This window comes from Rugosimonospora acidiphila (assembly GCF_039543385.1).
Lineage (GTDB): Bacteria > Actinomycetota > Actinomycetes > Mycobacteriales > Micromonosporaceae > Rugosimonospora > Rugosimonospora acidiphila.
On the sequence record NZ_BAABJQ010000051.1, the window covers coordinates 1 to 13,249 of the forward strand.

Here is a 13,249-nt window from a genome sequence, read left to right on the forward strand (position 1 = left end):
GGGGCGAGCGGACCGGCGGGGCGGGGCGGGGCGGGGCGGGGCGGCCCGAGTGGACCGGCGGGCGGGGCGCTTCGGGCCCGGCACGCCTACCGGCGCGGGCGGCCGGTGCCGCAGGCCGGCGGAGTCGTGCTGGGGTCCTCGGGCCAGGCGTGGCGCGGGTACCGGCCGCGCAGATCCGCCCGCACCCGCGGGTACCCGTTGCGCCAGAAGGACGGCAGGTCGCTGGTGACCGCGACCGGCCGGCCCGCCGGCGAGAGCAGGTGCAGCACGACGGTGACCCGGCCGTCGGCGATGACCGGCGCCCGCTGCCAGCCGAACGCCTCCTGCACCCGCACCGCGAGTACCGGTGCCGCCGGGTCCTCGTAGTCGACGCGCAGCCGTGACCCGCTCGGTACGGTCAGCCGCTCCGGGGCCAGCTCGTCCAGGCGGCCGGCCTGCGGCCAGGGCAGCAGGCGGCGCAGCGCCTCCCCGGCGTCGATCCGCTCCAGGTCGGCACGGCGCCGGGCTCGGCCCAGCCCCGGGCCCAGCCAGTACCGGGCCTGATCGAGCAGCGCCTCGTCGTCGACCGGGGGCCAGGGCGGGCCGAACGTGCGGTGGCAGAAGGCGAGCCGCTCGCGCAGCGCCCGGGCCTCCCGATCCCAGCGCAGCAGGCCGATGCCCTCCTGGCGCAGCCCGTCGAGCAGTGCCTCGGTGAGCAGTTCGGGGTCGGGCCGGCTCAGTTGCCGCTCCGACAGCACTATCGCGCCGAGCCGCGACACCCGGCGGGCCCGCACGTCGCCGTCGACCCAGCCGACCTCCTCGGCGTCGGCGAGCAGGGCCGCGCCGGCCTGGCGGGCGGTCGCCTCGTCGAGGGCGGCGGCCAGCCGGATGTTGGCCGCGGCGCTGCCCGGTACCCGATCGGCCACGGCGACCGCCAGCCACCGGGAGCCGGCGAGCGGCGACCCGGGGGCGAGGGTGCCCGCGGTGCCGCCGGCCATCACGAAGGTGCCGGCCGCCGCGGGACCGGCGGCCGCCGGGCTGCCGGCGCTCGGCGCGGCGAGGGTGGCGGCGGCCGGCACCCGGGCGCGGGCCAGCCGCTCCGGAAACGCCAGACCCACCAGGAGCCCGGCGGCGAGGTCGTCGGGCATGCTTTCTGCGCGTCTCCCGGACCGGCTCACGGGCGGGTCTCCGGCCGGGCCGGCGGATTGTTCGGGCCCGCCGGCCGGGGCTGGGGCGGTTCCGGCCCCGGCGGGCGGCACGGCCGAGGCGAGACGGCGGGACTCGTCCCGCCAGCGGGCGCTGGCCGCCCGGTCGTCGCCGTCGCGCAGCCGCCGCCACGCGGCCACCAGATCGTCCCGGCCGCCGGCCAGCGTGTCGTCGGTGAGTACCGCGACCACCTGCGCCGCCCGGTCCCGACCGACCAGTGCCGCCCCGTCGAGCAGAGCGCGGGCCAGCCGTGGATGCGTACCGGCGTCCGCGATGGCCCGGCCGCGCGGGGTGACCCGGCCCTGCGCGTCCACCGCCCCCAGCGAACGCAGGGTCGAGCCGGCCACCGCCATCGCGGCGGCCGGGGGCGGGTCGGGCAGTTGCAGACCCTGCCCGCCGGGGTGCCCCCAGCAGGCCAGCTCCAGGGCGAACCCGGTCAGGTCGGCCACCGCGACCTCCGGCTGGGCGTGCTCGGCGAGGCGCTCGTGCTGCGCGGCGGACCAGCACCGGTACGCCCGGCCCGGGCCCTGCCGCCCGGCGCGGCCGGCACGCTGCTCCGCCCCGGCCCGGGACACCCGCACCGTGACCAGGCTGCCCAGCCCGCGAGCCAGGTCGGTACGCGGCTCCCGAGCCAGCCCGGCGTCCACCACGACGCGCACCCCGGGCACGGTCAGGCTGCTCTCCGCGACGGCCGTGGCGAGCACCACCCGGCGGCGGGTACCGGCCGACAGCGCCGCGTCCTGGACCCGGGCGGGCTGGCGACCGTGCAGGGTCAGCACGTCGACGCCGTCGTCGGGCAGGCTCCGCAGCCGGCCCGCGACGGCGGCGATCTCGCCGGCGCCGGGCAGGAACACCAGCACGTCGCCGGGTGCCTCGGCCAGCGCCCTGCGCACCGTCGCCGCCACGTGGTCCAGCAGCCGCGGATCGACCCGCGCGGCGGCCACCGGTCCCCCGGCAGGGCCGGCCGTGACAGTCACCGGGCCGGCCGGTCCCGGCGGCGGGCACCACAGCACCTCGACCGGGTACGCCGAGGGCGGCGCGTCCAGGATCGGCACGGGTACGCCACCGCCCAGGCGCGCCGCGATCCGCTCCGCGTCCACCGTCGCGGAGGCGGCCAGCAACGCCAGGTCGGGGCGCAGTGCGGCGCGCGCCTCCACCAGGAAGGCCAGCGCCAGGTCGGTGTCCAGGTGCCGCTCGTGGCACTCGTCCAGCATCACCGCCGAGGTGCCGGACAGCTCCGGGTCGCGCTGCAGCCGCCGCAGCAGGACCCCGGTGGTGACCACCTCCACCCGGGTGTCGGGGCCGACCCGCCGCTCGCCCCGTACGGCGTAGCCCACCGGACCGCCGACCGGCCCACCGGACAGGGCCGCCATCCGCCGGGCGGCGGCCCGCGCCGCGATCCGCCGGGGCTGCGCCACCACCACGCGTCCCGGAAACCGGTCGGCGATCGCCAGCGGTACCAGCGTGGTCTTGCCCGAGCCCGGCGGCGCCACCAGCAGCGCCGCGCCCTGCGTGGACAGCGCGGCCAGCACGTCGGGCAGCACGGCCCGCACCGGCAGGTCGGTGTCGGGCGCGGTGGCGAGGTCGGGCAGCACCGGACAAGTGTGCCGCAGCCCGTCGCCGCGCCGGTCCGCTACTCCAGGAAGCCGAGCAGCTGCTGGGACAGCTTGTCCGGTTGCTCCTCGAACAACCAGTGCCCCGACCCGTCGACCACGCCGCTGCTCACATCCTGGGCGTACCGGGCGACCTGCGCGCTGACCGAGTCGCCGAGGCTGCCGGCGGCACCGATTGCCAGTACCGGCATCGGCAACGGGCTCTGCGCGTACTCGGCGTTGTCCGCGACGTCCTGATCGAGCGTGCGGAAGTAGGCGAAGCTCGCGCTGAGGTGCTCCTCGTCCAGCAGGCAGCGGGCGTACTCCCGCAGGCTCTGGTCGTCGATGCCCTCGGGGTGCACGGCCTGCGCGCCCATGAACCCGCGTACCCACGCCAGCTCCCGGCCCGCCACCAGCCTCTCCGGGAAGCCACTGTCCACATTGAACAGACCGAAGTTCCAGATGCCGGGCCCGTGCTGGGTCAGCGCCGGAAGGTGGTAGACGCTTTCGTCGGGAATCAGCGACTCGCACAGCACCAGGCGCTGGACGCTGTCCGGGTGCTGGGCGGCATAGGAGTACGCCACCATCATGCCGATGTCGTGCCCGATGATCCGCACGGACTCGTCGAGGCCGAGCTGGGCGAGCAGGCCGTGGACGTCGCCGGCGAGGGTCTTCTTGTCGTACCCGCCGGCCGGTGCCGCGCTGTCCCCGGCGCCGCGCAGGTCGGGCGCCACGACGGTGTAGTGCTGGCCGAATTCGGGCATCACCTTGCGCCACATGTACCACGTCTGTGGGTACCCGTGCAGCAGCACCAGCGTCGGCCCGTCGCCGCCGCGCACGTAATTGATCATCACGCCGTCGACGCTGGTCGCCAGCTCGCTGAACCCATCCGGAGGGCGACGCTCGGCTACCGGCGACACGATCTCCTCGATCAGCCGGAATTCGCCGCCTCCAGCTCCGGTGCCACCGCCTCCGGTGCCACCGCCCCCGGCCTCGCCGGGTGCGGTCCCGCTGCCCATGGCGTCGCCGCCCGAGGGCGCGTTGCCCATGGCTGCCCTGCCGACGGATGCCCTGCCCACGGCCCTGCTGCCCACGGCCGACTCCCCTCAACCACCACTCGGCGCCCTCGCCCGCTCACCGGCGCAGCCACCCGATACCCCGGCGGCGCACGGTTAGTCAGGCGTAGTCGAGCGGCCGGTCGCCCCGGCGGGCGGGAGTTGAACATTTTGTTCACAACGTTCTGTTGACAACGAGGGAATCCGGCGCCACGCTGGTGTCATGACCGAGAAGAACCCAGCCGAGGACCTCTTCACCCCGCCGGACGCCGGCCGCGCCCGGGCCGAACGGGAGTTCTCCGCGTTGACGCGCATCGCCACGCGGCACGCCAACGCGGCGGGCGCTCGGCAGCGCCAGGCGCATCCGACCGCCCTGGAACCACACGAGGCCGTCCGGCTCGTGATGGCACTGGCCGGTGGCTCCGTCACCGTCCGGCCGGGAGAGCCGGCCATCGACGAGGCCGACCTCACCGCCGCCCTCACCCTCGTTCCGCACGTGCGCGCCGACCTCGACGCGCTGGAGGCCGGCCTGCTCCGGCAGGCCCGTGATCGCGGCCTGACCTGGCAGGCGATCGCCTTCGGCCTCGGCCTGGGCTCCGCGCAGGCCGCCCGGCAACGCCTCGAGCGGCTGTCCGACCGGCTCCCGCCCGAGCCCTGATCCGCCCGAGCCCTGATCCGTTCGGGCCCGCCCCCGCGCCTGCCCCACCTCGACGCTCACGCCACGCCGTACGCGGCGAGCGTGGCGTCCAGCGCGGCGAGCGTGGCGTCCAGCGCGGCGTGCTGCGCCTCGGAGCCGTGCGCCGCGGGCTGGGGACTCAGCCCGTGGAACGGTGGGTGGCCAGCCAATCCGTGGCGAAGTCGACCAGGGCCCGCTGCGACATCAGCCGAGCGGTCGCGCTGCCGACCGGACCGACCGAGAGCCCGACGGCGGCCTCGAAGTCGGCGCCCAGCAGCTCGAAATCGCCCCCCCGCTCCAGCACGTCGATCCAGGTGGTCCACCGGCTTGACCCATCGGGCTGCCGCATCGAGGCGCCGCGCGGCCCGCGCGGCGGTGACTCCTGCCGCCACTCGGCCAGATGCAGCGACGTGTTCGAGTCGTGGCCGCAGCCCAGCAGCAGCACCTTCCCGTCGAGCCGGTAGACCGCGCCCAGCGGCGAGCGTTCACCCAGCGCGTCGTCGAGCGCGTGGGCGCCGGTGATGGTGGGGGCCTGCGAGCCCAGCGCGGCAAAAGACAGCCACGGGTGATCGCTGCGCAGAGCGCCGGGCCAGGTACGGATCGTCTCGGCGAGAACGCCCATCCAGCGGCTCGGGGTGCGGGCGGGATCGAAGCCGGGCGCCTGCTCCCGGATCACCGGCCACCACGCCTCGGGCACCGGCGGGTTGCGCCACCCGGCCGGATCGCAGTTCTCGGGTGTATGGGTCGGCACCACCAGGGTGCCCTCGGGCCCGACGGCGTCCAGCAGCGCCTGCGCGACCGCGTGCGGGCCGCCGGCCACAAACCCCAGGCTGCGCAGCGACGAGTGCATCAGCACGACGTCGCCCGGCACGACACCGAGGCCACGTAGCTGCGCGCTCAGCGACCGGACGGTGTGCGGCATCGCCTGATCCATCCGGCGACGATACCGACCGGGGCGGCGCCGCGGGTACCCGCGCGCCCCACGGGCCGTCAGGTATTGACTGATTTAAATCTCTCACCTAACGTCGATTCTTAATAAACTTTACTAATTGAGGGAGGTTCGCCATGTTCCTCACCCGCCGGGCTATCGCCGGCGCCGCCATGATGCTCGCCGCGGCGGTGGCCGCGCTACTCAGCACGCCGGCGTACGCGGGCGTCGGAGCGTCCGCCGTCGCCGCCGCGCCGCAGGCCACCTGTACCCAGCAGAGCTTCCTCGAGGGCACCCACTACAGCACGGTCCAGGTCGCCCAGTTCGCGCAGCAAGGTGGCTTCACCGGTAGCAACTGGGTCATCTCGGTGGCCGTCGCCGAGGCCGAGAGCGCCGGCTGGAGCCACGCCCGGCTCATCGACACCGACTGCAGCGTGGACCGTGGCCTGTGGCAGATCAACTCGTACTGGCACTCCGAGGTCTCGGACTCCTGCGCCTTCAGCCCGACCTGTGCCGGGCAGGCGACGCACACCATCTGGGCCAACGGCGGCTGGACCCAGTGGACGACGTACACCAACGGCGCGTACCAGGCCCACATGGCCGAGGCTCAGGCGGCGGTGAACCAGGTCAGCGGCGGCTCCGGAGGCGGGTCGGGCGGCGGCGGGTCGGGTGGCGGCGGGTCGGGTGGCGGTGGCTCCGGCGGCGGCACCTGGCAGCCCAACACGGCGTACTCCAGCGGGCAGACCGTCACCTACGGCGGCCACACCTACCGGTGCCTGCAGAGTCACACCTCGCTGGTGGGTTGGGAACCGCCGAACGTGCCCGCCCTCTGGCAACTCGTCAGCTGATCCGACGCGCGGTCGCGGGGACGTGCCCGTGGCACGTTCCCGCCCGCCTCACCCGGCGGACCGCCGGGCCAGCCACTCGTCGAATTCCGTCGCGACGATCCGCTCGTCATGCACGCCCTCGGCCTCGGCCGAACACAACCAGCGCACCGGCGCGGCCATGATTTCCGGCGGCAACAGGCCCGGCCTGTCCGCCGCCTCCCGCGGGATCATCCCGGTCAGCGTGGCCCCGCCCGGCAGCAGCAGGTTGACCCGCACCCCGGTATCCGCCAGATCGGCGGCCATGATCCTGGACAGCGCCTCGGCGCCGGCCCGGGACGGGCCGTAGGGCACGAACCCCTGCCGGCGCATGGTCGAGTGGTTCATCGTCACGTTGATGATGCGCCCGCGTCCGGCGGCCAGCAGGTGCGGCACGATCTCCGACGCGACCAGGAAGTACCCGGTCAGGTTGGTCTCGATGACGTCGCGAAAGCCTGCGACGGGCACCTGCCAGAACGGCTGCGGCTCGGCGAAGAAGCGCGGGTTCACCGTCCGCATCCCGAGCCCGGCGTTGTTGATCAGCACGTCGATCCCGCCCAGCTCGGCTACTGCCCGGTCCCGCCCGGCCCGAACGGAGTCCGGATCGCGCACATCCATCCCGATGCCACGAACCGGGTCGGGCAGCGTCGCCGCGACCTCGCCCGCCCGCTCGTCCGACCGGCCCGTGATCACTATCTGGTGGTCGTCCTCGGCCAACGCCCCTGCCATGGCCAGCCCGAGACCGCTGGTACCGCCGGTTATCAAGATTCGCACGCCGCCCAGTATGCCCGCGGCCCCGGCGCGGCACCCACGAGCGGCGCCCTCCCCGCCGCCCCTCCCCCACCGAGCGCCCTCCCGCCTACGATCCCATCGCTATCGATCAATCTCTGTGTCTATGCTGCGACGCGAGGCCCGACGAGGAGCCGGTCACGAGGGGGAGACATGCGGTTTGCCACGAGTAGTTTCGTCCGTTGCCTGATCGCGGTGCCGGTCGCGGCCGCCCTGGTGGGGCTCGGCATGATCTTGCCGGGCGGCGGGCGCGTCGCGCACGGCGGAGCGCCGGCCGCCAGCCAGGCGACGCCGCCGCACGGCATCCTCGGCGACGCGCACACCCACGACCCGAGCCTGGCCCGCACCCGGACCGGCTGGTACGTCTTCTCCACCGGTGACCCGCAGGTCGCCGGGGGCGCCATCCAGATCCGGTACTCGCGAGACGGTCGCACCTGGTCGTCCGCCGGCACGGTGGGCACCGCCATCCCCTCCTGGGTCGGCCAGGCCGTCCCCGGGGTGAGCAACCTCTGGGCGCCGGACGTCTCGTACCACGACGGCCAGTGGTATCTCTACTATGCCGCGTCGACATTCGGCTCCAACCGCTCGGTCATCGGCCTGTTCACCAACCCGACCCTCGACCCGCGCGACCCGCGATACGGCTGGGTCGACCAGGGACTGGTGACGGAGTCGAACGTCACCGACGACTACAACGCGATCGACCCCAGCCTCTTCGTCGACCACACCGGCGCGGCCTGGCTGACGCTCGGCTCGTACTGGAGCGGAGTCAAGCTCATCCCGGTCGAGCTGCCGTCCGGCAAGCCGGCCACCGCGCAGCCGCCGCGCGTCTCGCTGGTGGACCGGCACTTCGGGCCCAACGCGGTCGAGGCGCCGTACCTGGTGGAGCACGGCGGCTGGTACTACCTGCTCGTCTCGTTCGACTCCTGCTGCCAGGGGGCCAACAGCACGTACCGCGAGGTGATGGGCAGGTCGCGCACCGTCGGCGGCCCGTACCTGGACCGCGCCGGGGTCTCGATGCTCGCCGGTGGCGGCAGCGCGCTGCTCGACGGCGAGGGTGGCATGCGCGGCCCGGGCGGCGCGTCGGTAAGCGGCGACGTCCTCGCCTTTCACTACTACGACGCCGCCCGTCAGGGCGACTTCCACCTCGGGCTGGCGCGGCTGGACTATCGCGACGGTTGGCCGACCATCGTCGAGCTGCGCATCTGAGAGATCCGGACGGGCCGGCGCGCGGGTTGCCGGCCCGGGATGACCGGTAAGGATCACGGGGACCGGGTGCCGCGGTCCGCCGGCAACCCCGCTTGATAGCGTCACTGCCATGCGCGTCGGTATCGTGATCTTGGCCGATCAGAGGTGGTCGCAGTCGGCACGCCGGTGGCGCGCCGCCGAGGAGTACGGCTTCGACCACGCCTGGACCTACGACCATCTCGGCTGGCGCAACCTCGTTGACGGGCCGTGGTTCGACGCCGTACCGACGCTGACCGCCGCCGCGATGGTGACCTCCCGGATCCGGCTGGGCACGCTGGTCGCCTCGGCCAACTTCCGCCACCCGGTGCACTTCGCCCGCGAGGTGACCTCGCTGGACGACATCAGCCAGGGTCGGCTCGTCCTCGGCATGGGCGCGGGCGGCGCCGGCTTCGACGAGGCCGTGCTGGGCGCGGCGCCGATGACACCCCGGGCCAGGGTCGACCGGTTCACGGAATTCGTCGAACTGCTCGACCTGCTGCTGACCGGCGACCGGGTGACCTGGCGCGGCGATTACTACGCGGCGGTCGACGCGCGCAGCACGCCGGGCTGCGTCCAGTCTCCGCGAGTGCCGTTCATCATGGCCGCGGACGGGCCCCGGTCCATGCGCCTGGCCGCCCGCTACGGGGCGGGCTGGGTGACCACGGGCGGCGGCTCCCCGACCGCGGGCGGGCAGCTCGAGGACTGGTGGCGCGGGGTCGGCGAGCGGGCGCGGCGGTTCGAGGACACGATGACGGCCGCCGGCGGGGATCCGGCCTCGGTGGACCGCTACCTGTCGCTGGACTCCGCACCGGTGTTCTCGCTGTCCAGCGTGGAGTTCTTCACCGAGGCGGTGGGCCGGGCGGCCGAGTTGGGCTTCACCGACGTGATCACGCACTGGCCACGGCCGGAGGGCTGGTACGCCGGCGAGGAGTCGGTCCTGGACACGGTGGCCACCGAGGTGCTGCCCGGCCTTCAGCGGGCCTGACGGCGGCCGGTTACCCGGGGGCGGCCGGTTACGGAGGGCGGCGCCGGGTACAGCCGGGGCATGCTTGGCTGTCTCATCCTGCTGGCGGTGCTCTTCGTGGGCATCGCCGTGCTGGGCCTGGCCATCAAGGGCCTGTTCTGGCTGTTCGTCGTCGGGGTCATCCTGTTCCTCGTCACCGGTGTCGTCAGCTGGCTGCGACGCCGGCTGTGACCCGGGCCGCCGAGCCGGCGCGGTAAGGGACCGCGACCGCGCCGGCCAGAATCGCACCAGGGGGCCCGAGACCGGTCATCGAAGACGGAACGGAACGCCCAGGACGAAACAGCGACCCGGACGACCAGCGACTCGGACGAAACGGCGGCCGGATAAACGGCGACGGCGGCCGTGCGGACTTGGCAACGCGATCGAAACGGCGACTGCCATCGATGGAAACGCGATCCTCTCATGATCAATGGCGCGACGATCCCCGTCCGTCGCCGATCAGGAGGGTCGATGAATCCCGTACCGACGCAGGTCAGCCGGCGCAGTTTCCTGCGCTCCGTGGGAGTCTCCGGCGGAGCCGGTGCGCTGTTCGCCACCATGGGGGCGCTCGGCCTCGCGCCGACCGCCGCCCAGGCGACACCCGCGTACCGGGCTCCCCGCCCGTCGGACTTCACGCTGACCGGCCGCTCGGCTCGCAAGGTGGTCATCCTCGGCGGTGGAATCGCGGGCCTGACCACCGCGTACGAGCTGGGCAAGGCCGGTTACGACTGCACGATCCTGGAGGCGCGCGACCGCACCGGCGGACGCAACTTCACCGTGCGGGGCGGCACCGAGCAGACCGATCTGGACGGCAACACCCAGCGAGCCAGGTTCTCCAACGGCACCTACCTCAACGCCGGGCCGGCCCGCATCGCGCAGTGGATGGTGACCCTCGACTACTGCCGCGAACTGGGCGTGCCGGTCGAGGTGTTCACCAACCAGAATGCCAGCGCGTTCATCTACAACGAACAGTCCGGCATGACGCCCGGCAACGCCGTGCGGTACCGCACCGCCAAGGCGGACGTCTACGGGTACGTCTCGGAGCTTTTGGCCAAGGCCACCGACCAGGGCGCCCTGGACACCGCGTTGAGCGCGGACGACAAGAGCCGCCTGCTGTCGTTCCTGGCCAGCTTCGGCGCCATCGGCAACAAGGCCTCGGGCTACGCGTACACCGGCACCGAGCACCGCGGTTTCACCTCGGATCCGGGAGCGGGCAACGACGCCGGCACCATCCTCGGCTCCGTCCCGTCCCTGTCCGACGTGTTCTCCAGCAACGTCGGTAAGTACTTCTCCTTCGAGTTCGGCTACGACCAGGCCATGCTGATGTTCCAGCCGGTCGGCGGGATGGACCAGATCCCGCAGGCGCTGACCAGGGCGATCGGGGCGCACCGGATCGAACTGGGCGCGGCGGTCACCGGGGTGACCGATGGCCCGAACGGTGTCCAGGTCACCTACACCCAGCGGGGCAAGGTTCGCAGGATCAGCGCGGACTACTGCGTGGCGGCCATGCCGCCGCACCTGATGGCCCGCGTCCCGCACAACCTGGGTGCGGACGTGACCGCGGCGCTGGGCAGCTTCCCCGTCACCCCGGTAGGGAAGATCGGCCTGGAGTACCGCAGCCGCTGGTGGGAGACGGACTACAAGATCTTCGGCGGGATCACCGAGACCGACATGGACCTGCAGCACATCTGGTACCCGTCCTACGGCCACCTCGGCGAGCGCGGGCTCATCGTCGGGTACTACAACACGGGCAGCGCGGCCAATGTCTACAGTGCACTGTCGCCGGCCGATCGCGAGGCGCGCGCGGTCGCCCAGGGCGTGAAGATCCATGGCGACAAGTACCGGACGGAGCTCGCCACCTCCTTCTCGATCGCCTGGCACCGCACTCCGTACCTGGAGGGCGGCTGGACCTCGCCGCCGTATACCAGCCCGGGGTACCAACTGCTGCTCCGGCCGTCCGGCCGGGTCTACTTCGCCGGTGACTGGCTGTCCCACGCGGTGGCCTGGCAACACGGCGCCTTCGTGTCGGCCCGGGCCACGGTCACCGCCCTGCACCAGCGGGTGATGGCCGGGTAGGCGGGGTTCAGCCGAGCGCCTCGTCGACGAAGCACCACCGCCACGACTCGCCCCGCTCGAAGGAGCGCATCACCGGGTGGGTCGTGGCGGTGTAGTGCGCCGTCGCGTGGCGCCTCGGCGACGAGTCGCAGCAGCCCACGTACCCGCAGCTCAGGCAGAGCCGCAGGTGTACCCAGTCGGTGCGTCCCTCCTCGCGGCAGCCCATGCACTCCTCGCCCGGGGACGTCTCCGGCTCCGCCGCCACGCTCAGGTGTTCGCAGCTCACTTCCTGCCCCTCATCAACGACTCCTCCAGGTCCAGGTCGCGCTGCACGTCACGCAGCACCTCCTCGGGAATCCTGCCCTCATCGCGGGCGAGCCGGAAGACGTCCCGTTCCGCCTCGAGCATGGCCGCGCGCAGCCGGCTGTACGCCTCGGTCGGGGTCTCCCGCCGCCGCCCGCCCAGCCGCTCCCACGCGATGTTCGCCCTCAGGTCGATCTTGCCGCGTAGCCGTTCGACGACGTCGGCCGGCAACTCGTCCTCCTGCCCGACGATCTCCTTCTCCAGCCGCTCGCGGGCGGCCCGGCTGGCGGCCTGCTGCACGGCCGCCTCGGCCAGCAGGTCGTCCTTGGGATCGTCGGGCTCGATCCTCAGCCACCGGGCCACGGCGGGCAGCGTCATGCCCTGCATCAACAGGGTGACCACGATCGTGGCGAAGGCCAGGAACACGAACAGGTCCCGCGGGTACCGGGCGCCGTGCGCCAGCGTCGCCGGCAGCGCGAGGGCGGTGGCCAGGGTGACCACGCCGCGCATGCCGGCCCAGGCCAGCAGGGTCGGTACCCGCGGATGCGGCGCCGCGTCCCGGGCCCGTACCCGCGGCAACAGTTGGGTCAGGTACGTCGCCGGATACATCCACACGAAGCGGGCCAGGATCAGCGTGACCAGCACGACCACGGTGGCCAGCGCGACGGTACCCACCGGCGTACGCAACTGGTCGAGGGTCTGCCGCATCTGCAGCCCGACCAGCACGAACACCACGCCCTCCAGCAGGAAGCTGACCATCCGCCAGAACGCCTCCATCTGCAACCGGGAGGCGGCGGACATCAGGATCGGGTACCGGTGCCCGAGCGACAGGCCGGTGATGACGACCGCCACGACACCCGAGGCGTGGATCGACACCCCGGCGGCGTACACCACGAACGGCACGATCAGAGAGACCGCGTTGTCCAGCAACGGCTGCGTGATGCGCCGGTGCAGCGCGCCGAACACCACGGCGCCGACGGCCCCGACCGCCACCCCGCCGACGGTGGCGAGGGCGGCGTTGAGTCCGATGTCGCCGGCGCTGACCGCGCGCCCGGTAGCGGCGGACACCGCCACCCCGAAGATGACCAGCGCGGTCGCGTCATTGATCAGGCTCTCCCCCTCCAGGATCGCCACCTGGCGCCGGGGCAGGCCGACCCGTCGGGCGATGGCGCTGGCCGAGACCGCGTCCGGCGGGGCGACCACCGCTCCCAGCGCCACCGCGGCCGCCAGCGGCACGGCCGGCAGGACCAGGTGCAGCGCGTACCCGACGCTCAGCGCGGTGAACACGACCAGGCCGACGGCCAGCAGCAGGATCGGCCGCAGGTTGACCCGGAACGCCTGCACCGACGTGTTGACCGCGGCGACGTACAGCAGCGGCGGAAGGATCCAGGTGAGCACGATCTCCGGGTCGAGATCGATGTGCGGCACCCCGGGGATGAGCGACAGCACGATGCCGGCGACCAGCAGCAGGATCGGCGCGAGCACGCCGAAGCGGCGGGCCAGGGCGGAGACCGCCACCACGACGGTGACCAGCGCGACGACGGTCAGCAGGGCGGTCACGTCGGCCCGCTCACGA

13 protein-coding genes are annotated in these 13,249 nt (G+C 73.4%); 6 read left to right on the top strand and 7 right to left on the bottom strand.

The genetic code is table 11. The annotated features are described in order from the left end of the window. Window positions 1–86: 86 nt before the first annotated feature. Window positions 87–2,780, bottom strand: coding sequence for an ATP-dependent helicase HrpB (gene hrpB, locus ABEA87_RS40635; RefSeq protein WP_345639084.1), 2,694 nt, complete (start codon window positions 2,778–2,780; stop codon window positions 87–89). A gap of 38 nt (window positions 2,781–2,818) precedes the next feature. Next, a complete protein-coding gene (locus tag ABEA87_RS40640; RefSeq protein ID WP_345639086.1) occupies window positions 2,819–3,871 on the bottom strand; it encodes an alpha/beta fold hydrolase in 1,053 nt (350 codons plus the stop codon). Between the two features lie 184 nt (window positions 3,872–4,055). Here ABEA87_RS40640 and ABEA87_RS40645 point away from each other — a divergent pair, with 184 nt between their 5' ends. After that, window positions 4,056–4,490 (top strand): DNA-binding protein, encoded by a 435-nt coding sequence (locus ABEA87_RS40645; RefSeq protein ID WP_345639087.1) that lies wholly within the window; start codon window positions 4,056–4,058, stop codon window positions 4,488–4,490. Window positions 4,491–4,546: 56 nt separating this feature from the next. Here ABEA87_RS40645 and ABEA87_RS40650 read toward each other — a convergent pair whose 3' ends face one another. Both ABEA87_RS40650 and ABEA87_RS40655 read right to left on the bottom strand, forming a co-directional pair. Beyond that, window positions 4,547–4,678, bottom strand: a complete 132-nt coding sequence (locus tag ABEA87_RS40650; RefSeq protein WP_345639089.1) for a hypothetical protein — start codon at window positions 4,676–4,678, stop codon at window positions 4,547–4,549. Continuing rightward, a complete protein-coding gene (locus tag ABEA87_RS40655; RefSeq protein ID WP_345639091.1) occupies window positions 4,648–5,442 on the bottom strand; it encodes an AAC(3) family N-acetyltransferase in 795 nt (264 codons plus the stop codon). Before ABEA87_RS40655 ends, ABEA87_RS40650 begins: the two co-directional genes overlap by 31 nt. Window positions 5,443–5,573: 131 nt before the next feature. On the opposite strand from ABEA87_RS40655, the gene ABEA87_RS40660 reads away from it, so the two are divergent. Next, window positions 5,574–6,284, top strand: coding sequence for a carbohydrate-binding protein (locus tag ABEA87_RS40660; protein ID WP_345639093.1), 711 nt, complete (start codon window positions 5,574–5,576; stop codon window positions 6,282–6,284). Between the two features lie 48 nt (window positions 6,285–6,332). On the opposite strand, the gene ABEA87_RS40665 is transcribed toward ABEA87_RS40660, so the two are convergent. Further along, entirely contained in the window at window positions 6,333–7,073 is a 741-nt protein-coding gene (locus tag ABEA87_RS40665; protein ID WP_345639095.1) for an SDR family NAD(P)-dependent oxidoreductase, read from the bottom strand. A 168-nt stretch (window positions 7,074–7,241) separates the two neighbouring features. Here ABEA87_RS40665 and ABEA87_RS40670 point away from each other — a divergent pair, with 168 nt between their 5' ends. The 4 genes from ABEA87_RS40670 (at window position 7,242) to ABEA87_RS40685 (ending at window position 11,391) form a co-directional block, all read left to right on the top strand. Beyond that, entirely contained in the window at window positions 7,242–8,294 is a 1,053-nt protein-coding gene (locus tag ABEA87_RS40670) for an arabinan endo-1,5-alpha-L-arabinosidase (protein WP_345639097.1), read from the top strand. A gap of 109 nt (window positions 8,295–8,403) precedes the next feature. Further along, on the top strand, window positions 8,404–9,297 hold the full coding sequence (locus ABEA87_RS40675) for an LLM class flavin-dependent oxidoreductase (RefSeq protein ID WP_345639099.1): 894 nt from the start codon (window positions 8,404–8,406) through the stop codon (window positions 9,295–9,297). Window positions 9,298–9,357: 60 nt separating this feature from the next. After that, window positions 9,358–9,507, top strand: coding sequence for a hypothetical protein (locus tag ABEA87_RS40680; protein ID WP_345639101.1), 150 nt, complete (start codon window positions 9,358–9,360; stop codon window positions 9,505–9,507). A 279-nt stretch (window positions 9,508–9,786) separates the two neighbouring features. Further along, entirely contained in the window at window positions 9,787–11,391 is a 1,605-nt protein-coding gene (locus tag ABEA87_RS40685) for a flavin monoamine oxidase family protein (protein ID WP_345639102.1), read from the top strand. 7 nt (window positions 11,392–11,398) lie between these two features. On the opposite strand, the gene ABEA87_RS40690 is transcribed toward ABEA87_RS40685, so the two are convergent. Further along, window positions 11,399–11,656: a UBP-type zinc finger domain-containing protein gene (locus ABEA87_RS40690; protein WP_345639103.1), complete on the bottom strand. Its 258-nt coding sequence runs from the start codon at window positions 11,654–11,656 to the stop codon at window positions 11,399–11,401. Then, window positions 11,653–13,233, bottom strand: a complete 1,581-nt coding sequence (locus ABEA87_RS40695) for a Na+/H+ antiporter (RefSeq protein WP_345639134.1) — start codon at window positions 13,231–13,233, stop codon at window positions 11,653–11,655. Before ABEA87_RS40695 ends, ABEA87_RS40690 begins: the two co-directional genes overlap by 4 nt. Window positions 13,234–13,249: the final 16 nt, after the last annotated feature.